General features: G+C 69.9%; 22 protein-coding genes and 1 pseudogene. 15 read left to right on the top strand and 8 right to left on the bottom strand.

Annotated elements, in window-relative coordinates:
- Window positions 1-52 precede the first annotated feature (52 nt).
- The 5 genes and pseudogenes from pta to JHY01_RS01250 all read left to right on the top strand — a co-directional run bounded on the left by pta (window position 53) and on the right by JHY01_RS01250 (window position 4,687).
- Window positions 53-2,128 (top strand): phosphate acetyltransferase, encoded by a 2,076-nt coding sequence (pta, locus tag JHY01_RS01270; protein WP_205323775.1) that lies wholly within the window; start codon window positions 53-55, stop codon window positions 2,126-2,128.
- Between the two features lie 50 nt (window positions 2,129-2,178).
- Window positions 2,179-3,363, top strand: coding sequence for an acetate/propionate family kinase (locus JHY01_RS01265; RefSeq protein ID WP_205323774.1), 1,185 nt, complete (start codon window positions 2,179-2,181; stop codon window positions 3,361-3,363).
- Window positions 3,364-3,500: 137 nt separating this feature from the next.
- Window positions 3,501-3,956, top strand: coding sequence for a hypothetical protein (locus JHY01_RS01260; RefSeq protein ID WP_205323773.1), 456 nt, complete (start codon window positions 3,501-3,503; stop codon window positions 3,954-3,956).
- Between the two features lie 201 nt (window positions 3,957-4,157).
- Window positions 4,158-4,415, top strand: a pseudogene (locus JHY01_RS27955) (multicopper oxidase domain-containing protein); the annotation flags it as partial.
- 35 nt (window positions 4,416-4,450) lie between these two features.
- Window positions 4,451-4,687 (top strand): multicopper oxidase domain-containing protein, encoded by a 237-nt coding sequence (locus tag JHY01_RS01250; protein ID WP_205323771.1) that lies wholly within the window; start codon window positions 4,451-4,453, stop codon window positions 4,685-4,687.
- A gap of 79 nt (window positions 4,688-4,766) precedes the next feature.
- On the opposite strand, the gene JHY01_RS01245 is transcribed toward JHY01_RS01250, so the two are convergent.
- Window positions 4,767-5,201: an SsgA family sporulation/cell division regulator gene (locus JHY01_RS01245; RefSeq protein ID WP_091043033.1), complete on the bottom strand. Its 435-nt coding sequence runs from the start codon at window positions 5,199-5,201 to the stop codon at window positions 4,767-4,769.
- Between the two features lie 401 nt (window positions 5,202-5,602).
- Here JHY01_RS01245 and JHY01_RS01240 point away from each other — a divergent pair, with 401 nt between their 5' ends.
- Window positions 5,603-6,268, top strand: a complete 666-nt coding sequence (locus JHY01_RS01240; protein WP_205323770.1) for an O-methyltransferase — start codon at window positions 5,603-5,605, stop codon at window positions 6,266-6,268.
- A gap of 80 nt (window positions 6,269-6,348) precedes the next feature.
- On the opposite strand, the gene JHY01_RS01235 is transcribed toward JHY01_RS01240, so the two are convergent.
- Complete coding sequence (locus tag JHY01_RS01235; protein ID WP_205323769.1) at window positions 6,349-7,152, bottom strand: SDR family oxidoreductase; 804 nt, start codon at window positions 7,150-7,152, stop codon at window positions 6,349-6,351.
- A 122-nt stretch (window positions 7,153-7,274) separates the two neighbouring features.
- On the opposite strand from JHY01_RS01235, the gene JHY01_RS01230 reads away from it, so the two are divergent.
- The 7 genes from JHY01_RS01230 (at window position 7,275) to JHY01_RS01200 (ending at window position 15,104) form a co-directional block, all read left to right on the top strand.
- On the top strand, window positions 7,275-8,579 hold the full coding sequence (locus tag JHY01_RS01230) for a sensor domain-containing protein (protein WP_205323768.1): 1,305 nt from the start codon (window positions 7,275-7,277) through the stop codon (window positions 8,577-8,579).
- A 118-nt stretch (window positions 8,580-8,697) separates the two neighbouring features.
- Window positions 8,698-9,339: a response regulator transcription factor gene (locus JHY01_RS01225; RefSeq protein ID WP_205323767.1), complete on the top strand. Its 642-nt coding sequence runs from the start codon at window positions 8,698-8,700 to the stop codon at window positions 9,337-9,339.
- A 153-nt stretch (window positions 9,340-9,492) separates the two neighbouring features.
- Window positions 9,493-10,458, top strand: a complete 966-nt coding sequence (locus JHY01_RS01220) for an acyl-CoA desaturase (protein ID WP_205323766.1) — start codon at window positions 9,493-9,495, stop codon at window positions 10,456-10,458.
- Window positions 10,459-10,541: 83 nt separating this feature from the next.
- Complete coding sequence (locus JHY01_RS01215) at window positions 10,542-12,914, top strand: excinuclease ABC subunit UvrA (RefSeq protein ID WP_205323765.1); 2,373 nt, start codon at window positions 10,542-10,544, stop codon at window positions 12,912-12,914.
- 158 nt (window positions 12,915-13,072) lie between these two features.
- Window positions 13,073-13,516, top strand: a complete 444-nt coding sequence (locus tag JHY01_RS01210; RefSeq protein WP_205323764.1) for a helix-turn-helix transcriptional regulator — start codon at window positions 13,073-13,075, stop codon at window positions 13,514-13,516.
- A 10-nt stretch (window positions 13,517-13,526) separates the two neighbouring features.
- Entirely contained in the window at window positions 13,527-13,931 is a 405-nt protein-coding gene (locus tag JHY01_RS01205) for a VOC family protein (protein ID WP_205323763.1), read from the top strand.
- A 384-nt stretch (window positions 13,932-14,315) separates the two neighbouring features.
- Window positions 14,316-15,104: a thioesterase family protein gene (locus JHY01_RS01200; protein ID WP_205323762.1), complete on the top strand. Its 789-nt coding sequence runs from the start codon at window positions 14,316-14,318 to the stop codon at window positions 15,102-15,104.
- Between the two features lie 192 nt (window positions 15,105-15,296).
- On the opposite strand, the gene JHY01_RS01195 is transcribed toward JHY01_RS01200, so the two are convergent.
- From JHY01_RS01195 to JHY01_RS01175, 5 genes are all read right to left on the bottom strand, one after another.
- Window positions 15,297-15,905, bottom strand: coding sequence for a hypothetical protein (locus JHY01_RS01195; protein ID WP_205323761.1), 609 nt, complete (start codon window positions 15,903-15,905; stop codon window positions 15,297-15,299).
- Between the two features lie 181 nt (window positions 15,906-16,086).
- Window positions 16,087-16,926: an alpha/beta fold hydrolase gene (locus tag JHY01_RS01190; RefSeq protein ID WP_205323760.1), complete on the bottom strand. Its 840-nt coding sequence runs from the start codon at window positions 16,924-16,926 to the stop codon at window positions 16,087-16,089.
- Between the two features lie 61 nt (window positions 16,927-16,987).
- Entirely contained in the window at window positions 16,988-18,262 is a 1,275-nt protein-coding gene (locus tag JHY01_RS01185; protein ID WP_205323759.1) for a right-handed parallel beta-helix repeat-containing protein, read from the bottom strand.
- A 122-nt stretch (window positions 18,263-18,384) separates the two neighbouring features.
- Window positions 18,385-19,182 carry a metallophosphoesterase gene (locus tag JHY01_RS01180; RefSeq protein ID WP_205323758.1) on the bottom strand — a complete coding sequence of 266 codons (798 nt, stop codon included), beginning with the start codon at window positions 19,180-19,182 and terminating at the stop codon, window positions 18,385-18,387.
- A gap of 19 nt (window positions 19,183-19,201) precedes the next feature.
- Complete coding sequence (locus JHY01_RS01175) at window positions 19,202-20,830, bottom strand: helix-turn-helix transcriptional regulator (protein WP_205323757.1); 1,629 nt, start codon at window positions 20,828-20,830, stop codon at window positions 19,202-19,204.
- A gap of 130 nt (window positions 20,831-20,960) precedes the next feature.
- Between JHY01_RS01175 and aceA the strand changes: the two genes are divergently transcribed.
- Both aceA and aceB read left to right on the top strand, forming a co-directional pair.
- Window positions 20,961-22,271, top strand: a complete 1,311-nt coding sequence (aceA, locus tag JHY01_RS01170; protein WP_205323756.1) for an isocitrate lyase — start codon at window positions 20,961-20,963, stop codon at window positions 22,269-22,271.
- A 107-nt stretch (window positions 22,272-22,378) separates the two neighbouring features.
- Entirely contained in the window at window positions 22,379-23,968 is a 1,590-nt protein-coding gene (gene aceB, locus JHY01_RS01165) for a malate synthase A (protein WP_374199471.1), read from the top strand.
- 111 nt (window positions 23,969-24,079) lie between these two features.
- Here the strand turns inward: aceB and JHY01_RS01160 are convergent, their stop codons facing one another.
- Window positions 24,080-25,201: a hypothetical protein gene (locus JHY01_RS01160; RefSeq protein ID WP_205323754.1), complete on the bottom strand. Its 1,122-nt coding sequence runs from the start codon at window positions 25,199-25,201 to the stop codon at window positions 24,080-24,082.
- Window positions 25,202-25,317: the final 116 nt, after the last annotated feature.

The following is a 25,317-nucleotide window of genomic DNA, read 5'->3' as shown; positions in this document are numbered from 1 at the left end:
CGCAAGCTCACAGGTGAGCCGCCGCGCAGATACGCTGCGCGGCTCGCACGGGATGGATAGCGTTGGAGCCGTGGCTCAAAGTCTCTACCTCGCCAGTCTCGACCCCGGCAGCGGCAAGTCCGCCGTAGCGGTCGGCGTCATGGACCTGCTCACCCGGCGCGCCGGGTCCGTAGCGGTGTTCCGCCCCATCGTCCGCGACGACAACACCCTCGCCGGCGACCCGATCATCACCCTCCTCCGCGACCACTACCGCCTGCCGAGCCCTTACGAGGCCTCGGTCGGCGCCACCTACTCCGACGTCCGCGCGGACGCCGACGCCGCCCTCACCCAGATCGTCGAGCGCTACCACGCGCTGGCCGACGCGCACGACGTCGTCCTCGTCGTCGGCTCCGACTACTCCGATGTGGGCGCTTCGGTCGAGTTCACCTACAACACCCGCATCGCCGTGAACCTCGCCGCGCCGATGCTCCTGATCATCACCGGTTTCCACAAGAGCCCCCCGGACATCGCGGCGGCGCTGCGCTTCGGCGTGGCCCAAGCCGAAGCCGACCACGCGACCGTGCTCGGCACCATCGTCAACCGCGTCGACGCCTCCTACGCCGACGTCGTGAAGGCCGCGCATCCCGGCACCGGCGTGATCGTCGAAGACCCGGAGATCGAGGCCCCCACCGTGGGCGAGCTCATCGAAGCCGCCGACGCCACCCTCATCTCCGGCGACCCCGAGGTCTTCACCCGCACCGTCGGCGACGTCGTCGTCGCCGCGATGACCCTCCCCAACCTCCTCACCCGCCTCGCCGACGACAAGGCCGTGATCCTCCCCGGGGACCGCTCCGAAGTCCTCCTCGGACTCCTCGCCGCCCACCTCGCCGAAGGCACGCCGAGCCTCTCGGCCGTGTTCCTCACCGGCGGCATACGACCGGAGCCGCAGATCCTCGACATCGTCGCCGGACTCGACTCCCGCCTGCCGATCGCCTTGGTGCGGCTCGACACCTTCGACATGGCGAACCTCGTCGGCGACGTCTCCGGCTCGCTCGCCGCCGGCGGCCAGCGCAAGATCACCCGCGCCCTCGAGGACTTCGCGGCCGGTGTGGACGGTGCCGACCTGCTCGACCGGCTCGCGCTGGCGAAGCCGACCGTGGTCACGCCGATCATGTTCGAGCACGCGATGATCGGCCGCGCGAAGGCCCTCGACAAGCACATCGTGCTGCCCGAGGGCGCCGAGCCGCGCATCCTCAAGGCCGCCGAGATCCTCACTCGGAGGGACGTCGCCCGCCTGACGCTCCTCGGCGAGGAGTCCGAGATCCGCTCGCAGGCGGCGCAACTGGGCGTGGACCTGGGCGGGGTCGCGATCCTCAACCCGGGCGACCACGAGATCCGCGAGCGCTTCGCGAAGGAGTACGCGCAGCTGCGCGCCCACAAGGGCGTCACCGTTGAACAGGCCTACGACACGGTCGCCGACGTCTCCTATTTCGGCACGATGATGGTCCACACGGGCATGGCCGACGGCATGGTCTCGGGCGCGGTGCACACCACGGCCCACACGATCCGGCCGTCGTTCGAGATCATCAAGACGAAACCCGAAGTGGCCGTGGTCTCCTCGGTGTTCTTCATGTGCCTGGAGGACCGTGTGCTCGTCTACGGCGACTGCGCGGTCAACCCGAACCCCGATGCCGAGCAACTGGCCGACATCGCGCTATCCTCTGCTGACACCGCCATCGAGTTCGGCGTGGAACCGCGCGTGGCGATGCTCTCCTGCTCCACCGGCACCTCGGGCCACGGTGAAGCCGTGGACAAGGTCCGGGCGGCCACCGAGATCGTCCGGTCCCGCAGACCGGGTCTCCCGGTGGAGGGTCCCATCCAGTACGACGCCGCCGCCGATGCCGGCGTCGCCGGAACGAAGCTGCCCGAATCGCAGGTGGCGGGGAAGGCCACGGTCTTCATCGTCCCCGACCTGAACACCGGCAACAACCTGTACAAGGCCGTGCAGCGTTCCGCCGGGGCGATCGCGGTGGGCCCGGTGCTCCAGGGCCTGCGCAAGCCCGTGAACGACCTGTCGCGGGGCGCGACCGTGCCCGACATCGTCAACACCGTCGCGCTGACCGCCATCCAGGCGAGCCGGCCCGATTGAGCTCCGGAAGGCCTGAGCTCCCGCGGGCCCGAGCGCGAGAAAGGAATGCCATGAGCGCACCGGTCCTGGTGATCAACTCCGGGTCTTCGTCGATCAAGTACCAGCTGGTCGACGGTGAGACCCTGGAGGCCTCGACTTCGGGCGTCATCGAGCGCATCGGGCAGTCGGAGTCGATCCTCACCCACAAGCACGCGGGCGAGAAGCACCAGACGACCACGCGCCTCGCCGACCACGCCGCCGGGCTGGAGGCGATGGTCGCGGTGTTCGAGGAGCACGGGACCCCGCTTTCGGGGGCCGGGCTCATCGCGGTGGCGCACCGGGTGGTGCACGGCGGTGAGCGGTTCGTGCAGCCGGTCGTCGTGGACGACGAGGTCGAGCAGGCCATCGAGGAGCTGGCGGCGCTCGCGCCGCTGCACAACCCGGCGAACCTGGAGGGCATCCAGGTGGCGCGCAAGCTGTTCCCGAAGCTCCCGCAGGTCGCGGTGTTCGACACGGCGTTCCACGCGACGATGCCCGAGCGGGCGCACCTGTACGCGGTGCCGAGGGCTTGGCGCGAAGAGCACGGGGTGCGCCGGTACGGGTTCCACGGCACCTCGCACGCGTACGTCTCCCGCAAGGCCGCCGAGCTGCTCGGCAAGAGCCCCAAGGAGGTCAACGTGATCGTGGCCCACCTCGGCAACGGCGCCTCGGTGTCCGCCGTGGAGCGCGGGCGCTCGATCGACACGTCGATGGGGTTGACGCCGCTGGAGGGCCTGGTCATGGGGACGCGGTCGGGCGACATCGACCCGGCGATCGTGTTCCACATGCACCGCCGGACGGGCGCCTCGTTCGCCGACCTGGACGCGGCGCTGAACAAGGAGTCGGGGATGCTCGCCCTGACCGGGCAGATCGACATGCGCGTAGTCGAGGCGGCCGCCCGGTCCGGCGACCGGTCGGCGCAGATCGCCCTGGAGATCTACTGCTACCGGATCCGCAAGTACATCGGCTCGTACATCGCCGCGCTCGGCGGGGCGGACGCGATCGCGTTCACCGCCGGGGTGGGGGAGAACAGCCCGGAAGTGCGCGCGGGCGCGCTCGGTTCGCTGGTGGCGCTCGGCGTGCACCTCGACGAGGCCGCGAACGCGGCGGGCGGGCCGGTCATCTCGACGCCGCAGTCGCCGATCACGGTGATGGTCATCCCCACCAATGAAGAGGGCGAGATCGCCTCGCAGACGGCGGCGCTCCTGCGTTCTTGACACCTGACCGCCCGCGCGGGAACCCGCGCCTCGGAAACGGGGCGCGGCTCCCTGTCTTCCCCGAACTTCGACACTCTCAGTGTGCCTATCATCACGTTGGGCAACGGTTGAGTCGCCCCCGAGCAGGAGGCACCCGAATGAGAGTCGTCTACCGCGTCCTCGCGTACGTCATCGCCGCTGAGGTAGCACTTCAGGCCGCGTTCACGGCCTACGCCGTCGCCGGCCTCGCCATCTGGGTCGAGGACGGCGGCGTGCTCGACGCCGCCGTCATGGAGAGCGAGGACCCTCCGTTCGACGAGGCCGTCGGGTTCATGCTCCACGGCATCAACGGCATGATGGTCGTCCCGGCCCTGGCCCTGATACTGCTGATCATCTCGTTCTTCGCCAAGGTCAAGGGCGGCGTGCTCCTCGCAGTCCTGGTCCTGGCTTGGGTGATCGTGCAGGTCCTCCTCGGCATCTTCGGCCACGAGGCGGCGATCCTCGGCCTGCTGCACGGCCTCGTCGCGTTCGCGGTCTACGGGACCGCGTTCATGGCCGGGTACCGCGCCAAGCGGCCCGCACCGGAGGCGGCGGCCGGGGATGCGCCTCAGTAAGCGCGCCAAGACCCTCGCGGCCGCGGCCGCGGCCGTCGCGGTCCTCGCGCCCGTCGCCTGGTTCTGGCAGGCCAGTCTGCTGCCCGAGTCCTACTCGGTCGCGGACATGGGCGGCCACGACCACGGCGGCGGGTCGCCCGGCGGCGGCGGGGAGACCGTTCCCGTCGACGAGCTCACCGTTCCCGACGACCCGAAGCGGACGTGCGCGCCACCCTCACCGCCGAACGCGGGCGCTTCGCGCTCGCCTCCGGCCGCGAGGTGGACGGCTACACCCTCAACGGTGTCTCGCCGGGCCCGGAGATCCGCGCCGAGCAGGGCCAGCTCGTCGAGGTCGTCCTCGAGAACGCGGACGTCCCCGACGGCGTCACCCTCCATTGGCACGGCGTCGACGTGCCCGGCGCCATGGACGGTGCCGCCGGGGTCACCCAGGACGCCGTCGGCGCCGGCGAGTCGTTCGTCTACCGGTTCGTCGCCACCTGCACGGCCATCACGCCGTGGTGCTCTCCCGCGACGGGGTCGCCGCGACCGGCAGCCCCTGGTGGGTCGATTCACTGGAGGTGCGCGACGGCGAGGCGTACGAGGTCGCCTTCGTCGCGGACGACCCGGGGATCTGGATGGACCACTGCCACAACCTGCCGCACGCCGTGGAGGGCCTGGTCGCGCACCTGCTCTACGAAGGGGTCAGTGAGCCGTTCCGCATCGGCGGGCCCGCCGGGAACCGCCCGGAGTGACCGCCGCGCTGCGGGGACGCGAAAGGGCGGACCGGGAATCCCGGTCCGCCCTTTCCCGCTGGTATGGCGGATCGGCGCGTCAGACGCCGCCGGCCAGGAGCTTGGTGAGGGTCGTGTCCATGTCGACATAGCCGGATTCGCGGCCGCGAGGGACGAGGCTGTAGGCCCGGCGGAGGAACCGCTGCACGACGCCCCGGTTGATCTCGAACAGCGCGTTCCCGTCCGGTGAGGACAGTGCCAATGCGACCGACTCGCCCCGCGGGGTGGTCCAGGGCCACACGCGCACGTCGCCGATCCCCGTGGGCTCTTCGAGCCCCTTCGCGAGCAGCTCCCGCGAGAAGGACCACGCCACCTGGTCGGCGTCGGTGCCGTCGGGGTGGAACATGACGCAGACGGCATAGGGATCGTCCGGGTCGTAGCGCAGGCTCGCACGCACGCTCACCGTCGCGAAGTCGGGCGCGACGAGCCGCATGGTGGTACCGATATCGACTGTCGCCGATCGTGCCATGCTCATAGCGTTACCCCCCCAGTGTGCGACCGGCTCCCCCCGAAGACGGCCGTCATTCCAATCCGCCGCCGCACCGGAGGTCCGGAACTTCGGCCGCGAACAAGTCGTGATTCAGGTCTATCATTCAAGCCCTTGCACCGTACGAGGATCCGCAAGACCGAGACCGGCGCGTTCCCCTGATAAGGGGGCAAATTCTGACAAAAGACCACGGTCGATCATCGTTCTTTGTCGTAATTACAACAACGTCCTTCACCCTTTAGCGGTACTATTCCCGACCGCCAGTCCGGGTAGTCGCAAATCGCCGTTACGACTCGGTTGCGAATCCCGGAAATCATCGGTGTGAATCGGGCGCGACGGCGGTGATAGCGTTTGACCGACGTTCTCGGACTCCTCGGAAGGGGCGAACCATGGGCCAGGCGCAATGGACCGAAGTCGACACGTTCCTCACCTCGCTGATCGTCGGTGAGGACGAGGCCCTCACCGAGGCGACCGCCGCCGCGCAGCGGGCCGGGCTGCCGCCGATCTCCGTGTCGGCCGCCCAGGGGAAGCTCCTGTACCTGCTCGCGAAGACGCTCGGCGCGAAGCGCGTGCTCGAGATCGGGACGCTCGGCGGCTACAGCGCGATCTGGATGGCGCGGGCCCTGCCCAAGGACGGGCACCTCGTCAGCCTCGAATACAGCCCCCGGCACGCCGAGGTCGCGAGCGGGAACATCGCCCGCGCGGGACTCGTGGGGATCGTCGAGATCCGTGTCGGCGCCGCCGCCGAGAGCCTCCCGAAGCTGGCCGCCGAAGGCGGCGAACCCTTCGACATGGTCTTCATCGACGCCGACAAGGGCGGGTATCCGGACTATCTGGACTGGTCGCTCCAGCTGACGCGGCCGGGCGGACTCATCGTGGCCGACAACGTGGTGCGCGGCGGGGCCGTGGCGGACGGGCTCAGCAGGGACCCCAACGTGCAAGGCGTGCGGTCCTATCTGGAAAAGGTGGCGGCGGACCCGCGACTGGAAGGCACCGTCATGCAGACCGTGGGCGTCAAGGGCTACGACGGCCTCTCGATCGCCCGGGTCGTCTGAGCGCGCCACTTCTTCAGGTGACTCGGCGGCCGCGATCGAAGCCGACGAAACCAGTGAAAGCCGACGGCGGTCAGCTGAAGTCAGCGGCGCTGGTAGTCCGCGAAGCGGCGCAGGACCAGGCCGATCAGGCGGGTCATGAGCCGCCGCGGACGCCTCGGCAGCAGATGCGCCTCAGGCCAGTTCTTCCAGTCCGGCACCACGTAGCCCTTGTCGCCGTCGAGCGCCCGCAGCGACTGCCGCACGATCGACTCCGGGTCGGCCAGCAGCCAGCCCAGGCGCCGCTCGTCGTACTTGATCCCGTTCGCGATCGGGAAGTCCGTGTCCACCGGACCCGGGCACACCGCCAGCACCTTCACGCCCGTGCCCTTCGTCTCGACCCACAATCCGAGGCTGTAATTCACGACGAACGCCTTCGTCGCCGCGTACAGCGCCATGTACGGCTGCGGCTGGAACCCCGCCATCGACGACACGTTCACCACCGCCCCCGACCCGCGCGCGACCATCCCCGGCAGGAACCGCTGCACCAGATCGGCGACCGCCACCACGTTCACCATCGTCACATCGCGGTTGTAGTCGGCGTCGATCTCCGCGTCCCGGCCGAACGTGCCGATCCCCGCGTTGTTCACCAGCACCTCGACCGCGATCCCAGCCGCCGCCACGGCCTCCGCGATCCGCTCCGCAGCGCCCGGAACCGCCAAGTCCTGCACCGCCACCCGCGCCTCCACGCCGTACGAGGCGCGCAGCTCCGCGGCCAGCGCCTCGAGCTTCGCCTCCGACCGCGCCACCAGGACCAGACGGTGCCCTCGCGCCGCCAACTGCCGCGCGAAGGCCGACCCGAGACCCGCCGAAGCGCCCGTGACCAGCGCCCACGTTCCCTCGGCCATACCGGTCCCCCTCTGCGATAATGGAAAGGCAGGCCCCAGCCTAGCGAGCGGCACGGCCGCAGCGGTCGCGCCGCAGGCAGCGGCGGGGAAGACAGAAAAGCAGCAGGTAGGCTTGCCGCACCATGTCGATACCGGCCAATCCCATCACGCGGCGTCTGGCCCTCCCGGGCTGGTCGGTCCTGCGATTCAGCCTCACCCTCGTAGCAGGGGCGCTCCTGGCCGCCGCGATCGTCACCGGCGTGCTCGTCGTCTTCTGGATCGGCATCCCCGTCGCCGTCTTCGTCCTCCTCGCCATCCGCATCTGGGCCAACACCCAGCGGCGCGTCATCGGCGAGCAGCTCGGCGTCCACATCCCCGTCCCGTACCGGCCCCGCGCGAAGGGCCGCTTCGACCAGCAGGCCCTGTGGCTCATCCGCGAGGCCGCCACCTGGCGCGACTTCGCCTGGCTCGCGATCGACGCGACCCTCGGGTTCGTCGTCAACCTCCTCTACCTCGGTGTCTTCGGCATCGCCGTCTACTACCTGGTGCAGCCGCTGCTGCTCGCCACGGTCTTCCACGCCGCGCCGAGCCCGTTCGTCAACGACTTCGGGTTCTACGAGTTCGACACGCCCGCCAAGACGCTCATGCTCGTGCCGTTCGCGCTGGCCTGCGGCGTCGCCTGGTGGCGCTGGGGCGAACTGTTCCTGCGCTGGTACGCGCACCTCGGCGTACTGCTGCTCGGGCCCACCGCGAAAGCCCTGCTGACCGAGCGGGTCTCGGAGCTGCGGCAGGCCCGCGACCAGACCGCCGGCCATGCCGCGGCCGAGCTGCGCCGGATCGAACGGGACCTGCACGACGGCGCGCAGGCGCGCATCGCCGCGCTCAGCCTCACCCTCGGCATGGCCGAGGAACTGCTCTCGCAGCAGCGGCCCGACCAGGCCGCGGCGCTCGTCGGCGAGGCCCGGCAGGCCTGCTCGGATGCGCTGGAGGAGATCCGGCAACTGGTGCGCGGCATCCACCCGCCGGTGCTGGCCGACCGGGGCTTCACCGGTGCGCTGCAGGCGATGGCCCTCGACCACCCACTCCCGGTGTCCGTTGTGGACCGTCTGATCGACAAGCTGCCCGCGCCGCTGGAGGCCGCCGCGTACTTCGCGACGAACGAGGTCCTCACCAACATCACGAAGCACGCCGAGGCCACCCACGTGCAGGTCGTCGTCAACCGCGACCAGGACCAGGTGGTGATCGAGGTCCGCGACGACGGCGTCGGCGGCGCGTCCTTCTCCGCCGGAGGCGGACTCGACGGTGTGCGCCGACGCCTCGCCGCGTTCGACGGCACGGTCAAGGTCGACAGCCCCGAAGGGGGCCCCACGATCGTCACCATGACCATCCCCGCCGCCGCGGTGGGGCCCGGCAGCGCCCATAATGCGGCGAGGCAGCAGCCGGGCTGAGGCGGGCAAGGCGGCGTGTCACGCGTGACATGTCATATGACACAGCGCATGGCACCGAACCGATGCCGCCGCCGACCGGAGACGTTGCATGATCGAGCTGAACAACTAGGAGTGCCAGATGGACGTCGTCCTCGCCGAAGACCACTCGCTCCTGCGCGACGGACTGACCCGCATGCTCGAAGCCCACGACTTCCACGTGGTCGAGGCGGTCGACAACGGACCCGCGCTCGCCGCCGCCCTCCTCAAGCACCGGCCCGACGTGGCCGTGGTCGACATCCGCCTGCCCCCCACGTTCACCGACGAGGGCCTGCGCGCTGCCATCGAGGCCCGCCGCCACATCCCGGCCCTCCCGATCCTCGTGCTCTCCCAGTACGTCGAGCAGCTGTACGCGCGCGAACTCCTCGGGGACCGCCGCGGCGGCGTCGGCTACCTCCTCAAGGACCGCGTCTCCAACGTCGCCGAGTTCATCGAGGCCCTGCGCCGCGTCGCCGCCGGCGGCACCGCCATGGACCCCGAGGTCGTCGCCCGCCTCCTCGGCCGGCAGCAGAACCGCCTCGACGCGCTCACCCCGCGCGAGCTCGAGGTCCTGGGCCTCATGGCCGAAGGCCGCACCAACGCCGCGATCGCCGCGAGCCTGTTCATCACCGAGAAGGCCGTCGGCAAGCACTCCGCGAACGTGTTCCGCAAGCTCGGCCTCGGCCAGTCCGAGGACGACAACCGCCGCGTCCTCGCCGTCCTCGCCTACCTCGAAGGCAACTGACCGCACCGGGGAAGGGGCCTACGCCCCCTGTGACGAGGGGCATCGGCGGCCCGAAACGCACCGATCCGCCCCACTGCGCACGAGCCCGCACGAGACGACGATTGCAGTGCCGTTCGAACGCACCGTCGGACGAATCGAAAGCGAGGACGTGCGATGGCGACCATCACGCAGACCAGCCCCCCTCCCGCCTCCCCGGCGGACAAGGCAGGGCCCAGGCCCATCCACGGCGACGTGCGCGACGCCGGTCGCCAGTCCCTCATCTACCTCTTCCTGCTCGTGCCGATGGCCGCGCTCGCCGCCGCCGTCCCGCTCGCATGGACGACCGGCCTGCTCAGCTGGACCGACATCGGCATCGCCGTCGGCTTCTACCTCCTCACCCTCCACGGCGTCACCGTCGGCTTCCACCGCCTCTTCACGCACGGCTCGTTCAGACCGAACCGGCCCGTGAAGATCGCGCTGGCGATCCTCGGCAGCATGGCGGTGCAGGGCCCGCTCATCACCTGGGTCGCCGACCACCGCCGCCATCACGCGTTCTCCGACAAAGAGGGCGACCCGCACTCGCCGTGGCTGTTCGGCACCTCCTCGCTGGCCCTGACCAGGGGCTTCTGGCACGCGCACATGGGCTGGATGTTCCAGCCGCGCAATACCTCCAACGAGGAGCGCTTCGCTCCGGACCTCCGCCGCGACCGCGACCTCGTCATGGTCGACAACCTGTTCTGGGTGTGGACGGTGGCGACGTTCTTCCTGCCGGCCGTGCTCGGCGGGCTCATCACGATGTCCTGGACGGGCGCGCTGACGGCGTTCTTCTGGGCGAGCCTGGTCCGCGTCTCCGCGCTGCACCACGCCACGTGGTCGACGAACTCGATCTGCCACATGATCGGCGAGCGCCCGTTCAAGAGCCGCGACAAGGCCGCGAACTTCTGGCCGCTCGCGCTGCTCTCCGGCGGCGAGTCCTGGCACAACTCCCACCACGCCGACCCGACGTGCGCGCGCCACGGCGTCAGACGCGGGCAGATCGACACGTCCGCCCGGATCATCTGGTTCCTGGAGCGCGCGGGCTGGGCCTCCGACGTCAAGTGGCCGCGGCCCGAACGGTTCGCGAAACTCGCCGCCGAATAGCGTTTTCGCAGGCGGAATGCGCGGGGTCGATCCGGTCAGGAATCGAGAAGCGAGCGTCGGACCGTCCCTCTAGAGTGGCGATCATGAGCAAAGCCGTGAAGCCCTCCGATATGCACGACGCCGACCGCCACGACATGATCCGTGTGCAGGGCGCCCGCGAGAACAACCTCAAGGATGTCAGCGTCGAGCTGCCGAAGCGCCGCCTGACCGTGTTCACCGGCGTCTCCGGCTCGGGCAAGAGCTCACTCGTGTTCGACACGATCGCCGCCGAGTCGCAGCGGCTCATCAACGAGACCTACAGCGCGTTCCTGCAGGGCTTCATGCCCACCCTGGCCCGGCCCGAGGTCGACGTGCTCGACGGCCTGACCACCGCGATCATCGTCGACCAGGAGCGGATGGGCGCCAACCCCCGCTCGACGGTGGGCACCGTGACCGACGCCAACGCGATCCTCCGGGTCCTGTTCAGCCGGCTCGGCTCCCCGCAGATCGGACCCCCGATCGCCTTCTCGTTCAACGTCCCTGCCCGCAAGGCCAGCGGCGTCCTGACCTCCGCCACCGGCGAGAAGACCATCGTGCGGGAGGCGGTCTACCACGGCGGCATGTGCCCCAGGTGCGAAGGCCGCGGCAAGACCTCGGACATCGACCTCACGCAGGTCTTCGACGAGACCAAGTCGATCGCCGAAGGCGCGATCACCGTCCCGGGTTACACGGCCGACGGCTGGATGGTGCAGACCTACCGCGAATCGGGCTTCTTCGACCCCGACAAGCCGATCGCGAAGTACACCAAGAAGGAGCTCCACGACTTCCTCTACAAGGAGCCCACCAAGATCAAGGCCAAGGGCATCAACATCACCTACGAAGGCCTGATCCCCAAGATCCAGAAGTCGATGCTGTCCAAGGACCTCGACGCGCTCCAGCCGCACCTCCGCGCCTTCGTCGAGCGGGTGGCCACGTTCGCGGACTGCCCCGACTGCGGCGGGACCCGTCTCAGCGAATCCGCCCTGTCCTCGAAGATCAAGGGCGCCAACATCGCCGACGTGTGCGCCATGCAGATCACCGACCTGGCCGAATGGGTCAAGGGCATCGACGAGCCCGCGCTCGCGCCGCTGCTGCGGGCGCTCAGCGAGAACCTCGACTCCTTCGTCGAACTCGGTCTCGGCTACCTCAGCCTCGAACGCCCCTCCGGCACCCTCTCGGGCGGCGAGGCCCAGCGCATCAAGATGCTCAGGCATCTCGGCTCCTCGCTCACCGACGTCACCTATGTCTTCGACGAGCCCACCATCGGACTGCACCCGCACGACATCCAGCGGATGAACAACCTGCTGCTCCGGTTGCGCGACAAGGGCAACACCGTGCTCGTGGTCGAGCACAAGCCCGAGACGATCGCCATCGCCGACCACATCGTCGACCTCGGCCCCGGCGCGGGCAGCGGCGGCGGCGACATCTGCTACGAAGGCACCCTCGACGGGCTGCGCTCCAGCGACACCGTCACCGGCCGCCACCTGGACGACAAGGCCTCGCTGAAGGACACGGTGCGCAAACCCGCCGGCGCCATGGAGATCCGCGGCGCGACCACGAACAACCTGGACGATGTGGACGTCGACGTGCCCACGGGCGTGCTCACCGTCGTCACCGGCGTGGCGGGCTCCGGCAAGAGCTCCCTGATCCACGGCCACCTCGCGGGCGAGGACGGCGTGGTCGTCGTCGACCAGAGCGGCATCAAAGGCTCCCGCCGCTCCAACCCCGCCACCTACACCGGCCTGCTCGACCCGATCCGCAAGGCCTTCGCGAAGGCCAACGGCGTGAAGCCGGCGCTGTTCTCGGCCAACTCCGAGGGCGCCTGCCCCACCTGCAACGGCAACGGGGTGATCCTCACCGAGCTCGGGTTCATGGAGACCGTCTCCACGCCGTGCGAGGACTGCGGCGGGAAGCGCTTCGAAGCGACCGTCCTCGAATACCACCTCGGCGGCCGCGACATCAGCGAAGTCCTCGCCATGTCCGTCGCCGAAGCCGAGGCGTTCTTCGGCGACGGCGAGGCCAAGACCCCTGCCGCGCACAAGATCCTCCTCCGCCTCGCCGACGTCGGACTCGGCTACCTCACCCTCGGCCAGCCGCTCAACACCCTCTCCGGCGGCGAGCGGCAGCGCCTCAAGCTCGCCACGCACATGGGCGACAAGGGCGGCGTCTACATCCTCGACGAGCCGACCACCGGCCTCCACCTCGCCGACGTGGCGAACCTCCTCGGCCTGCTCGACCGGCTCGTGGACTCCGGCAAGACCGTGATCGTCATCGAGCACCACCAGGCCGTGATGGCCCACGCCGACTGGATCATCGACCTCGGCCCGGGTGCCGGCCACGACGGCGGCAGGATCGTCTTCGAAGGCACGCCCGCCGACCTCGTGGCCGACCGCTCCACCCTGACCGCCCAGCACCTCGCCGAGTACGTCGGCGCCTGACCGGCACCTACCCGACCGCACGCCCGCGACTCGTCGCGGGCGTGCGGCGCTTCCGGCCGACCCCCTCCGGAGCGGACGCCCGATGCCCCCCGAGGCCGGGCGCCCGCCTGGAGGCGTCGCCATTGGCCGGAGGTTGCACGCGGTGGCACAATATGCCCGTGACCAGCCGACCGACCTCAGCGCAGCGCCTGCGCGACCTCGCGCTCCTGCGGCGAGTGCGCGACCGCATCGACCGCGAGTACACCGAACCGCTCAACGTCGAGGCCCTCGCGCACGGCGTCCACATGTCGGCCGGGCACCTCAGCCGCGAGTTCAAAGCCGCGTACGGCGAATCGGTCTACTCGTACCTGATGACGCGGCGCATCGAACGCGCGATGGCCCTGCTGCGCATCGGCGAGATGAGCGTGACCGAGGTGTGCTTCGCGGTCGGGTCCTCTTCGCTCGGCACGTTCAGCACCCGGTTCACCGAACTGGTCGGCATGCCGCCGAGCGTCTACAAGGAGAAGGCCGCCGCCGCGACCGAGGGCATCCCGGCGTGCGTCTCCAAGCAGATCAGCAGACCGATCAGGAATCGAGAAGCACCCGGCACCGCCAAGAAATAGGCTTGCCCGCATGGACATCAACATTTACCAGGCCTACCTGCCGCAGAACGATCCTGAAGCCGCCCTGGAGTTCTACCGGGACGTGCTCGGCTTCGAAGTCCGGAACGACGTCGGCTACGAGGGCATGCGCTGGATCACCGTCGGGCCCGCCGGGCAGCCGGACGTCTCCATCGTCCTGCACCCGCCGGCGGCCGACCCCGGCATCACCGACGAGGAGCGCGCCACCATCGCCGAGATGATGGCCAAGGGCACCTACGCCTCCATCAACCTGTCGACGCCCGACCTCGACGAGGTCTTCGCGAAGCTCCAGGAGACCGCCGAAGTCGTGCAGGAGCCCACCGACCAGCCGTACGGCATCCGCGACTGCGCCTTCCGCGACCCGGCGGGCAACATGGTCCGCATCAAGCAGCAGTAGACGAAACGGCGACCACCGCGCCCGGCCTCCGGCCGGGCGTTCGGTGCGCGGACGTTCGCACCCGTTGTCGGACGGGCATGGCGAGATGAGCGCATGGCCCCCGCCTCCCCGGACCCCGACCGGCTCCGCCTCCTCGCGCGTGCGGGCGTTGAGCATGGCGCCCAAGCGCGGTCGGGACCGCACATCTGCTGTTCGCCGACCGGTCCGGGGCGGCGCCGACGGAAGCGGCCGTGCGGAACGCAGTCGTAGCGGTCGTGGGCGGTGCGGTGCGGGTTCGATCCCGGGCGTCGGGCGGTGGAGCGTCGGGGCGGGTACGTTCGCCTGAGTTCTGCCGTGAATCTCGGCGGCGCCATTGCGCTCGCCGGACGCTTTGAGGAGTCGATGATGTCCGAAGCCGCCTCTGCCTACTTCCTCCGGCTCGACTCGAGCCGCCTTCGGCCGACCGAGTGGACCACCGGTGCGTGGTCGACGACCGAGCAGCACATCAGCCCGATGAACGGGCTGATCACGCATGCGGTGGAACGGTTCTGCGCCGAGCGCGGGCCGGACGGGATGGCCATCGGCCGGATCGGCGTCGACATCCTCGGCGTGCTCGGGATCGAGCCGTTCGAGGTGACGGTCTCGGTGGTGCGGCCCGGCCGCACGATCGAACTGCTCGAAGCGGTCGTGGTCTCGGCCGGTCGCGCGGCCGTGAGGGCCCGGGTCTGGCGGGCGGCCTCATTGGACACCGCTGCTGTGGCGGGCGGCGAGGTCGAGCCGCTGCCGGGCTTGGCGCAGTCGGAGGCACTGGACCTCACGGAGGTCTGGCCGGGCGGATACATCGGCTCGGTCGAACTCCGCTCAGTCGGCGCGGTGAAGCCGGGCAGGGCCGCGGCCTGGGCCAGGACGCGGGTGGACCTGGTCGAAGGCGAACCGGCGAGCGACCTGGCCCGATTGATCGGCCTGGTCGACACGGCCAACGGCATCTGCGTGCGGCAGCGCATCGACGAGTGGCTGTTCCCCAACCTGGACTTGACGATCCACCTGCTGCGCCAGCCGGTCGGCGACTGGCTCGGACTCGACACGACCGTGGTCTTCGGCCCGGCCGGGCACGGGGTGACGAGCAGCGTGCTGCACGACGAGACCGGGCACGTGGGCTACGCGAACCAGACGCTGACGATCCGGCCGCGGTAGGGCCGTCGCGGGTCGGTCGGGGCTGTGTCACACGTGACATGTCATGTGGCACAGCGGCCAGAGCGGGTCTCCGGGTTTCGGCGGCAGCGAGCGACGCGTGACATGTCATATGGCACTGGGTGCAGCGGAGCTGTGCCCGTGGAACCGGCCGGGGCCGCGGGGCGCCCGGCCGGGTACTGCACGTGTGGTCGGTCAGGCGGTCTTCGCGAAGACCGCGAGCGCGGCGTCGAGGTGGGACAGGGCCGCTTCGATGCTCGGTTCGGCGTCGGGGTCGCCCGCGATCGCCTGGAAGGCCTGTGCTCCGGCGGCGAGCTCCTTCCCGAAAGCGTCGAGATACGGCTGCGTCTTCTGGTCCTCGAAGCACTCGCCGGCCTTCGGATCGAACCAGCCGACCTGGTCGAGCGCGATCTCGTGCTTCTCGATCACCTTCGCGGCGTGCAGGAAGTATTCGACCGACGCCCATCGCATCTCCTCGGCCGCGTCAGGGTCCTGGACGAAGCGGGATTCGGCGAGGAGCGCGAAGCCCTTGCCGAAGTAGGCGTTGAACTCGTGGAATACGGCCGGGTCGACCAGGTCGTCGAGGATGTCGATGGAGAGGAGGCACTCCGGGCATCCGCCGGGAGGCCACTCCCACTCGGGTTCGAGGATGGGGATCTCCCACGTGTAGCAGTCCTCCGGGAGGCCCTTGAAAGGGCAGATCGTGATCGTGGCGCCGCCCGCTTGGGCCGGCGCGGGGACGATGAGGACGGCGGACACGGCGAGCGCGACCGCGAGCAGGAAACGTTGGACGACGAGGCGCATGGGCACTCCTTGTACGGGGGTCGTGACCGCCTCAGTATGCGATCGCTTCACGTCAGCGGGGGTACGCGATGCGTCCCGACCGGGAACTCCCGCGTCCTATTGGGACTTAAGGCCGATTCGGCGGCCTTTGCGGCGCCGAATCGGCCCGAAGTTGGCACACGGTGTGCCGTTGCGGATCGGGTCAGGCCATGCCGGCGAGGATCGCGGCGGCGCGTGCGGGGCGGACGAGGAAGCCGACGTGGCTGGTCTCGATGGTGTGCACGTCGAAGGTGTTCTCGGGGGTGAGCGCGTCGGCCTCCTTGATGAAGAGGTCTTGCAGCTCGATGGGGATCGAGGTGTCCTGCGTGATCCGGATGTAGCTGCGGGGCAGGCGGCCCCAGGTGGCGGCGTTCGCGAGGTCGTCCGGGCCGCCGGCGTCGAGGCTCTCGTCGGGGGTGAGGGTGCCGAGGAAGACGCGGAACTCCTCGTCGCTGCCATCGGCGAGCATCGACTCCTTCAGCGCCGCAAGGAGTACCGGGTCGGCGGTGCGCCAGTTCATGCGGACCGCGCCGAGGCGGGCGGGGTTCGCGGCGGACACGCCGGCGACTTTGTCGAGCACGCACGCGGCGGCCTCGGGGAGGTGCATGTACTGCCTCGGCTCGTGCTCGACGCAGCACCAGGCCGAGACGTAGACGAGGCGGTCGATGAGCTCGGGGTGGCGGTTGGCGACGGCGGTGAGGGTGAGGCCGCCGCGGCTGTGGGCGACGGCGATGACCGGGCCGTGCTCTTTGGCGCGCCGGAGGATCGCGACCAGGTGGTCGATGTTCGCCTGGAGCCCGACGCCGTCGAGGTTCGACGGCGCCTCGGCCAGCTCCGCCGCGTCCTGGGTCTGGTACGAGGAGGGGACGCCCGCCTCGAACCCGTGGCCCGGCAGGTCCACCGCGAGCGAGCGGTGGCCCAGGAGGGCGAGCTCTCGCTGGAGGGGGGCCCACGTGAACGAGTTGGCGTTGGAGCCGTGGATGAGGACGAACGTCGGTGTCATCCGGTGATTATCGCATCGGAGCGGACGGAGGGCCCTGCCGCGAATGCGGCAGGGCCCGTGCTCAGGCGAAGGTGGCGCCGAGGTCGGGATGGCTCTTGGGGACGAGGAAGTTCGTCGACGGCATCGAGCCGTCGGCGGTGCGGGCGCCGGTGATCACGGAGGTGCCGGTGTCGGCGAGGTCGGCGTCGACCCACTTCGACTTGATGTCCCAGGAGTTGCCCGACCCGGTCGAGGGGCCGAGCGCGACCGGGGTGGCGTTGTTGACCGCGAGGTTCGCCGTGAGCTTCGCGGTGGAGGCGTCGAAGTCGAAGCCGGTCTTGCCGTTCTTCCAAGCGGTGGAGCGGCTGATCTGGAGCGTGCCGGGATTGCCGTTGTCGGTGAAGCCGTGCGCGGAGTTGCGCCAGGCCATCGAGTTGACGACGACGTGGTCCGCGGCGGGATCGGGGTCGCCGCCGCCGAGTTTGAAGCCGTTGCCGTCCCCGGAGTAGTTCGGGAGGTTCCAGCGGTCGTAGCCGTTGCCGTAGGCGACCGAGTTCTCGATGCGGATGGGGGAGAGGAACTCCCAGGCGTCGAAGCCGTCGTCGGCGTTGTTCCACAGGCGCGCGCCGATGACGGTGTTGCCGGTGCCCGAGCCCTCCTTGACGGCGAGGCCGTCGGCGCTCTCGCCGTTCTTGCGCGGGTCGCGGTTGCCGTAGGCGTCGAGGTTGACGATCCGGTTGTTCGAGGAGGCGCCCTGGAGGTGGAGCCCGGACTCGTAGTTGTCGCGGGTGATGAGGCGGTCGTAGACGTTGTTGCTGCTGTCGAGCGCGAAGATCGCGTACGGGCCGTGGATGATCTCGAGGCGCTCGAAGCGCCAGTGGTCGCCTTCGACGTGGAGGGCGCCGCGGTCGGCGCGGGGGATCGAGGAGCCGACGGCGCCGGGGGTGTGCGGCATGTTCTCGCCGTCGATGACCACCTTCTCGGTGCCATAGGGGCGCATGGTGATCGGTGCGGAGGCGGTGCCGTTGACGTTGATCTGGACGTTGGTGTTCGGGGCGTAGGTGCCGCCGCGGATCTGGATGACGGTGCCGGGGGTCGCCTTGTCGACGGCGGCCTGGATGGTCTTGAGCGGGGCCGCGACGGTGCCGGGGTTCGCGTCGTTGCCGTTGGCGGCCACGGTGATCGTGGCGGTCTGCGCCGAGGCGGCGCCGGTCCAGGCGAACGCGGCCGCAGCCGCGGTGAGCGCCGCGAGCGCGAGGACCGCGTTCCGGGCCCAGGAGCGGCGGGCCCGGTCGGCGGGCGCGGCGGGTCCGCCGCGTGCAGCGCGCGCGACGGCGCGCGTCGGTTCGGTGGTCATGTGAGGGTCGCTTTCTCGAGTGCCGGTGCGAGAATCGGAGAAGACGCTTGCCAACGCCGACCTCACGGTAACCGCAATCATCGAGAAGTGTCAATATTTATGGTAGGTTGTCCGACGCGCGGTCAGGCGCCGCAGTGGCGATGCCGGTGGTAGACCGGCGGGCGGTCGTCGTGCTGCCTGCCGCGGTAGACCCCGGTGCGCAGCTCCACCTCCCAGTACTCCGAGGAGGGCATCCCCAGCTCGCGGGTGACGGCCAGCTCGGCCTCGACGTCGTAGGGCACGCGCACGAACTGCACCGAGAACGGACCCGGTTCGCCTGAGCCGTAAGCGCCCTCGAGAATCACATACGAGGGCACGGGATCGCCGAGGCAGTTGCCGACGCTGCCGACGTTGAACAGGGTCCGGCCGAGGTCGTTCTCCAAGTACGGGTCGTGGATGTCGCCGTAGCCCACCACGTCCGGCGCCGGTCCGTCCCCTGTGGCCTCGGTGTTGGCGAACATGCCGAGGAACTCGGCCTCGTCGTGGTCGCAGAACACGCGGTGGAACACGCTCTTCGCCGAGGCGTGGAAGACCCGGACGCACTTGCCGCTCATGCGGAAGTCGTAATTGAACGGCAGGTCCCACAACCACTTGCGCCGCCCCTCGCCGAGCCGTTCGTGCCACCAGTCGAAGGGGTCGCCTTCGGGCACCCGGTCCGGCGCGCACATCGTCGCCTCCCAGTTGCCCTGCACGTGGACCTCGCAGCGCTCGCGGGAGAGGTCGACGCATTCGGCGCCGCGCGGGCCCTTGCCGATCGTGTCGCCGAGATTGAAGATCCGCGTGACACCGCGAGCGTCGAGGTCCTCGAGGACCGCCTGGAACGCGGTGAGGTTGCCGTGGACGTCGGAGACGAGCGCGATGCGGTCAGGGGAGAGGGCCATGTCCGCAAGTCTGCCATCGTCACTCCTTCGAATGACGCTCCAGGAACTGGTAGACCTCGGTCTCGTCCACCCCGGGGAAGGAGCCCAACGGCATCGCGGCGAGTTGGGAGCTGGCGGCGCGGGCGGTGGGCCAGGCCTGGCCCGACCAGGAGTCGGCGAGGGCCCGCGGCGGGTTGCGGCAGCAGTCGGGGTCGGGGCACTTGGAGACCGAGCGGGCCTTGGTCTCCTTGCCGCGGAACCACTTCGCGGACTCGTAGGGGACGCCGATGCTCAGGGAGAAGAGCCCGTCGGCGCTGCGCTCGGTCCGGGCGGTGCACCAGTAGGTGCCCGTGGCGGTGTCCGTGTACTGGTTGAATGCGTTGAACTTGTCCGGGACGTCGAAGACCTGGCGGCTCGTCCAGTAGCGGCAGATCGGCTGGCCCTCGATCGCGCCGGTCGGGTCGGCCGGGAACGCCACGTCGTCGTTCTCGTAGGCCTTGAAGATGATCCCGGACTTGTGGACCTTCTGGAAGTGGGTCCTGATGCCCAGGTGGTGCGTGGCCAGGTTCGTGAAGCGGTGGGCGGCCGCCTCGTAGGAGACCGCGAAATTGTCGCGCAGATCCTCGACCGCGATCTCCTTGCCCTTCATCGACTGGCGCAGGAACGCCACCGCGCTCGACTCCGGGATCAGCAGTGCCGCGGCGAGGTAGTTCGTCGCCACCCGCTGCCCCAGGAACTCCAGGTACGTGCGCGGCACCTCGTGCTGCAGCACATGGCTGGCGAGCGCCTGCAGCAGCACGGTGCGCGGGTCGTGGGAGCCGGTGCCCACCTGCGTCAGGTAGATCCGGCGGTGCTTGAGGTCGGTGACCGAGCGGGTCGAGTGCGGCAGGTCGTCCACGTGGTGCAGGGTGAAGCGCAGGTACGCGGCGAGATCGGCGATCTGGTGCTGCGAGAGCGGACCGCCCGCGTAGCCGACGCCGGCCAGGAGCGTGCGGGCCTCGGCCTCGATGTCGCCGAAGTAGTTGTCCTTGTCCCGCATGCGCCGGCGCAGTTCGGTGTTGGCCCTTCTGGCCTCCTCGGGGGTCGCCGTGTGGAGGTTGGCCTGGCGTTCGACCTCCCGGTGGAGGCCTACGAGCGCTTCGAGGATCTCGGTGGGCGTGCGCCCGGACGGCTTCACGTTCGGCAGGCCGAGCGCCTGGTACTGGGCGCTGCGCTGCGCGCGTTCGAGCGCGATCTCCAAGGCGACGCGGCGGTTGGGCGGTTCGGCGCCGAGCAGTTCGTCCGAGGAGACGCCGAGCGCGCGGGCGAGCGCCCGCAGCATCGACAGCTTCGGCTCCTTCTTGCCGTTCTCGATGAGGGAGAGCTGCGAGGCGGCGGAGCCGACGGCCGCGCCGAGGTCGTCGAGGCTCATCTCGCGTTGCTTCCGCAGGTGGCGGATCTGCTTGCCCAGGCTGATGAGGTCCACGGTGCCGTCGTCGGCGGCCAGCTCGGCGGCCTCGGCCGCGCCCCAGGGGCGGCGGGCGGCCCCCGGATCGGCGGAATCGCCGTTCTTCGCGGCCGCGCGGGCGGCCTTGGGGCGCCCGGCCGCGCGTGGGTTACCGCTGCCATGGGTACTGGTCTGGGCGTCGGTCGCGCCTGGGACGGAGCCGCTCGCGGACAGGTTCGTCATTTCCCCAGTATTGCGAAGAACTGCCGATCTTTCCACTCGAATCCGCTACTCAGGCGTGGGCGCAGATGAAAGATTGTTGTTACCTGCAAGTAATGGCCGCGATTGCGGCCCCGAATGCTCGGAGCCGACGATGAACGACACCAACCGCGAAGCGAACTTCGACCTCGCCGCCGAACGGCTGGCCCTCGAGTGGGCCTCCGATCCGCGCTGGGCCCACACGGTGCGCGACTACACCGCCGCAGACGTGGTCCGCCTCCGCGGCCGCGTCACCGAAGAGCACACCCTCGCCCGCCGCGGCGCCGAGCGCCTCTGGTCCCGGCTCACCGAGGACGCCGCCACCGGCGGGTACACGCACGCGCTCGGCGCGATGACCGGCGGCCAGGCCGTCGAGCAGGTCAAGGCCGGCCTCCACGCCATCTACCTCTCCGGCTGGCAGGTCGCCGCCGACGCCAACCTCGCCGCCCAGACCTACCCCGACCAGTCGCTCTACCCGGCCAACTCGGTCCCGCAGGTGGTGCGCCGCATCAACAACGCCCTGATGCGCGCCGACCAGATCGAGGCCTCCGAGGGCCTCCAGAGCGTCGAGGACTGGCTCGTGCCCATCGTGGCCGACGCCGAAGCCGGGTTCGGCGGCCCGCTCAACGCCTTCGAACTCATGAAGGCCATGATCAACGCCGGCGCCGCGGCCGTGCACTGGGAGGACCAGCTCGCCTCCGAGAAGAAGTGCGGCCACCTCGGCGGCAAGGTGCTCATCCCGACCGCGCAGCATCTGCGGACCCTGAACGCGGCGCGGCTCGCCGCCGACGTGGAAGGCGTCCCGACGCTCATCATCGCCCGCACCGACGCCGAGGCCGCCACCCTCATCACCTCCGATGTGGATGAACGTGACCACCCGTTCATCACGGGCGAGCGCACCGCCGAGGGCTACTACCGGGTGCGGGGCGGCATCGAATCCTGCATCGCCCGCGCCAACGCCTACGCGCCCTACGCCGACCTGCTGTGGATGGAGACCGGCACGCCCGACCTCCAGGCCGCCCGCACGTTCGCCGAAGCCGTCAAGGCCGAGCACCCCGACCAGATGCTCGCCTACAACTGCTCGCCGTCCTTCAACTGGAAGCGCCACCTGGACGACGACACCATCGCCAAGTTCCAGCGCGAACTCGGCTCCATGGGCTTCACCTTCCAGTTCATCACGCTGGCGGGCTTCCACGCCCTCAACCACTCCATGTTCGACCTCGCCCACGGCTACGCCCGCGACGGCATGACCGCCTATGTGGAGCTCCAGGAACGCGAGTTCGACTCGGAGGATCGCGGGTACACCGCCACCAAGCACCAGCGCGAGGTCGGCACCGGCTACTTCGACCGCGTCACCGCCGTCCTCAACCCGCAAAGTGAGACGCTCGCGCTCGCGGGCTCCACCGAAGCGGGACAATTCCATTAGCTGCCCTGCGACCTGTCCGCCGAGGCGGAGTCCGCACCGCCGGACTCCGCCCGCCACAAGAGGAGAACCAAGTGGTTACTTCAACCGAGACCCGTCACGACACGGGCATCGCGGTCAACGGGCCCGCCGTCGACCGCCAGGACGAGATCCTGACCCCGGAGGCGCTGGCGTTCGTCGCCGCCCTCCACCGGGCCTTCGCGCCCCGCCGCCAGGAGCTGCTGCAGCGCCGCCAGGAGCGCCGCAACAAGATCGCCAACGGCGTCGACCCCTGCTTCCTGCCCGAGACCGAGGCCGTGCGCGAGGACTTCTCCTGGAGCGTCGCCACTCTCGCCCCTGGCCTGGAGGACCGCCGCGTCGAGATCACCGGCCCCTGCGACCGGAAGATGACGATCAACGCCCTCAACTCCGGCGCGAAATGCTGGATGGCCGACCTCGAGGACTCCTCGACGCCCAACTGGCACAACGTGGTCGACTCGCAGGTGAACCTCCGCGACGCCATCGAGCGCCGCATCGACTTCACCAGCGATCAGGGCAAGGAGTACCGACTCCAGGGCGAGACGCTCACCGACCTGCCCACGATCATCGTGCGCCCGCGCGGCTGGCACCTCGCCGAACTCCACGTGAGGGTCGACGGCGTCCCCGTCGCGGGCTCCCTCGTCGACTTCGGGCTGTACTTCTTCCACAACGCGCACCGGCTCATCGAGCTGGGCCGCGGCCCGTACTTCTACCTGCCGAAGCTCGAATCGCATCTCGAGGCGCGGCTGTGGAACGACGTGTTCGTCATGGCTCAGGACCTGCTCGGCATCCCGCAGGGCACGATCCGCGCCACCGTCCTCATCGAGACCATCACGGCCGCGTTCGAGATGGAGGAGATCCTCTACGAACTGCGCCACCACTCTTCGGGGCTCAACGCCGGGCGCTGGGACTACATCTTCTCGGTCATCAAGAACTTCCGCGAGCGGGGACCCCGCTTCGTGCTGCCCGACCGCGACCAGGTGACCATGACCGCGCCGTTCATGCGGGCCTACACCGAGCTGCTCGTGCGCACCTGCCACCGGCGCAGCGCCTCCGCCATCGGCGGCATGGCCGCGTTCATCCCCAGCCGCAGGGACGCCGAGGCGAACGCGGTCGCGATGGAGAAGGTGCGGGCCGACAAGACCCGCGAGGCCGACGACGGCTTCGACGGCTCCTGGGTCGCCCACCCCGACCTGGTGCCCGTGGCCACGGAGGTCTTCGACGAGACCCTCGGCGGCCTGCCGAACCAGATCGAGAAGCAGCGCGAGGACGTGGTGCCGAACGCGGCGGCCCTGCTCGACGTCGCCTCCACGCCCGGCGAGATCACCGAGGCCGGCATTCGCAAGAACCTCGAGGTCGGCGTGCGGTACATCGAGTCGTGGCTGCGCGGCAACGGCGCGGCGGCGATCAACAACCTCATGGAGGACGCCGCGACCGCCGAGATCTCGCGCTCGCAGATCTGGCAGTGGATCAACGCCGAGGCCAAGACGGGCGACGGGCGGACGGTGACGCGCGGCTGGGTCGAGCGGCTGCTCAAGGACGAGTTCGCGCGGATGGAGCGTTTCGGGGGCGACCGCTTCGACGACGCGCTCTCGGTCTTCACCGAATGCGCGCTGGGCGAGGCCTACCCGACGTTCCTCACCATTCCGGCGTACACGAGGTTCCTCGCCAACGGCGGCTGACCCGGGCGTCGCACCCTGCAGACCCCCTTGAGATGGTGGGGCCGGACCGTACCCGCACGGTCCGGCCCCACCGCGCATTCTAGATATATCGGCGTCGATGTTTTCAATGGTTCAGCGGCGTCGGCGGTCGATGCGCTTCGAATGCCGCGTTAAACGCCGCCCGGCCACCGACTCGGCGGTCCGCATCGGGGATTGGGCTGCGGCGTAGGCGGAGTGGTAGAGGTGGCGCATCGAGCGGATCGCCGAGCGCACCTCCTGGAGGTAGCCGCTCGCGGTGTGGTGCTTGCGGAAGTGCGGCTCGGGGAGGGTGGCGGGGTCGACGCCGACGGTGTCGACGATGCAGCCGTAAGGGAGTCCCATGTGGGTGATCGCGTCGCAGTGCTGGAACGCCGTGTAGGGCGCGGAGGTGACGACGAGGACGCTGTCGCCGGGCGCGAGGTCGACCACGCGGTCGGCCCAGAACCGGCACGTGTCCACAGTGTCCGCTCGGCGCCGGCCGGGCTGCGAGGACGGCGCTGCGACGGCCCGGATCGTGACCCGGCCCGCCGGGTAGGTCGCGACCTTCCAGGCCCGGCCCGGGTCGCGGAGCGGGTCGCCGCCTTCGTCGACGAGAGGGTCGCCGCTGATCCTGAAGGCGCGCTTGAGGCTCGCCTCGATCGCGTCCACTTCGTACCCGCCGCAGTCGAGGCCGCTCAGCACCGCGGATTCGAGGTCGGGTTCGCCCAGGGGCCGGAAGCCGCCGACCCCGGTCACGTGGTCCGCGCCGATGCCGCTCTCGAGGAGCTCGGCGGCGAAGCGGGTGCGGAACAGGCAGGAGGCGACGAGGCCGCCGAGGACCAGCACGTGCGTGTAGTGCGCCAGGCGCGGCCTCGCCGCGGCCCCGAGGCCCAGGGCGAGCGCCGCCCTGGTGGCGGTGTGCTCGTGTTCGGGGGTGAGCGGCTGGGGCGCGGTCTCGTGGCGTTCCCGCCCGGCGCGGAAGTCCCAGTGGTCGGCCGAGAAGGCCTCCAGGTAGGCCAAGTCCTCCGCGGTGCCGGTGCCGGGGAGTCTCCCGCCGAACAGGGCGAGGAGCCGGTGCATCGGCTCGGAGCCGGTCCAGGCGGCGACATCGGCGAGGAGCGAGTGCGGGCCTTGGCCGTCGTAGTGCGGCAATCGCACTGGTTCGAACTCGGGCATGGCTGGTCCGATCTGCGGTGGTGTCGCGGCCTTGTGGGCCGGGGCGGTGTTGTGGCACATGCTATGCGGTTACTGACCGTGCCTCACTGGTCAGACCAGGAGAAACGCCGTGTCGCCGCACAAATACGGTTCGGCCGGACGTGTTCGACCTCGGTCGGAACGCCTGCGCATGTGTC

The sequence above is a fragment of the Glycomyces sp. YM15 genome (assembly GCF_016918015.1).
Taxonomy (GTDB): domain Bacteria; phylum Actinomycetota; class Actinomycetes; order Mycobacteriales; family Micromonosporaceae; genus Glycomyces.
This window is presented reverse-complemented; position numbering and strand designations above follow the sequence as displayed.

What these genes read in the sequence shown, in the direction of transcription:
- aceA (WP_205323756.1), top strand. Translation starts at nt 20,961, where the DNA reads ATGAACGACACCAACCGCGAAGCGAACTTCGACCTCGCCGCCGAACGG.
- JHY01_RS01265 (WP_205323774.1), top strand. Translation starts at nt 2,179, where the DNA reads ATGAGCGCACCGGTCCTGGTGATCAACTCCGGGTCTTCGTCGATCAAG.
- JHY01_RS01225 (WP_205323767.1), top strand. Translation starts at nt 8,698, where the DNA reads ATGGACGTCGTCCTCGCCGAAGACCACTCGCTCCTGCGCGACGGACTG.
- JHY01_RS01215 (WP_205323765.1), top strand. Translation starts at nt 10,542, where the DNA reads ATGAGCAAAGCCGTGAAGCCCTCCGATATGCACGACGCCGACCGCCAC.
- JHY01_RS01160 (WP_205323754.1), bottom strand. Translation starts at nt 25,201, where the DNA reads ATGTGCCACAACACCGCCCCGGCCCACAAGGCCGCGACACCACCGCAG.
- JHY01_RS01205 (WP_205323763.1), top strand. Translation starts at nt 13,527, where the DNA reads ATGGACATCAACATTTACCAGGCCTACCTGCCGCAGAACGATCCTGAA.
- JHY01_RS01260 (WP_205323773.1), top strand. Translation starts at nt 3,501, where the DNA reads ATGAGAGTCGTCTACCGCGTCCTCGCGTACGTCATCGCCGCTGAGGTA.
- JHY01_RS01185 (WP_205323759.1), bottom strand. Translation starts at nt 18,262, where the DNA reads ATGACCACCGAACCGACGCGCGCCGTCGCGCGCGCTGCACGCGGCGGA.
- JHY01_RS01240 (WP_205323770.1), top strand. Translation starts at nt 5,603, where the DNA reads ATGGGCCAGGCGCAATGGACCGAAGTCGACACGTTCCTCACCTCGCTG.
- JHY01_RS01180 (WP_205323758.1), bottom strand. Translation starts at nt 19,182, where the DNA reads ATGGCCCTCTCCCCTGACCGCATCGCGCTCGTCTCCGACGTCCACGGC.
- pta (WP_205323775.1), top strand. Translation starts at nt 53, where the DNA reads ATGGATAGCGTTGGAGCCGTGGCTCAAAGTCTCTACCTCGCCAGTCTC.
- JHY01_RS01220 (WP_205323766.1), top strand. Translation starts at nt 9,493, where the DNA reads ATGGCGACCATCACGCAGACCAGCCCCCCTCCCGCCTCCCCGGCGGAC.
- JHY01_RS01190 (WP_205323760.1), bottom strand. Translation starts at nt 16,926, where the DNA reads ATGACACCGACGTTCGTCCTCATCCACGGCTCCAACGCCAACTCGTTC.
- JHY01_RS01195 (WP_205323761.1), bottom strand. Translation starts at nt 15,905, where the DNA reads ATGCGCCTCGTCGTCCAACGTTTCCTGCTCGCGGTCGCGCTCGCCGTG.
- JHY01_RS01245 (WP_091043033.1), bottom strand. Translation starts at nt 5,201, where the DNA reads ATGAGCATGGCACGATCGGCGACAGTCGATATCGGTACCACCATGCGG.
- JHY01_RS01175 (WP_205323757.1), bottom strand. Translation starts at nt 20,830, where the DNA reads ATGACGAACCTGTCCGCGAGCGGCTCCGTCCCAGGCGCGACCGACGCC.
- JHY01_RS01230 (WP_205323768.1), top strand. Translation starts at nt 7,275, where the DNA reads ATGTCGATACCGGCCAATCCCATCACGCGGCGTCTGGCCCTCCCGGGC.
- JHY01_RS01200 (WP_205323762.1), top strand. Translation starts at nt 14,316, where the DNA reads ATGTCCGAAGCCGCCTCTGCCTACTTCCTCCGGCTCGACTCGAGCCGC.
- JHY01_RS01235 (WP_205323769.1), bottom strand. Translation starts at nt 7,152, where the DNA reads ATGGCCGAGGGAACGTGGGCGCTGGTCACGGGCGCTTCGGCGGGTCTC.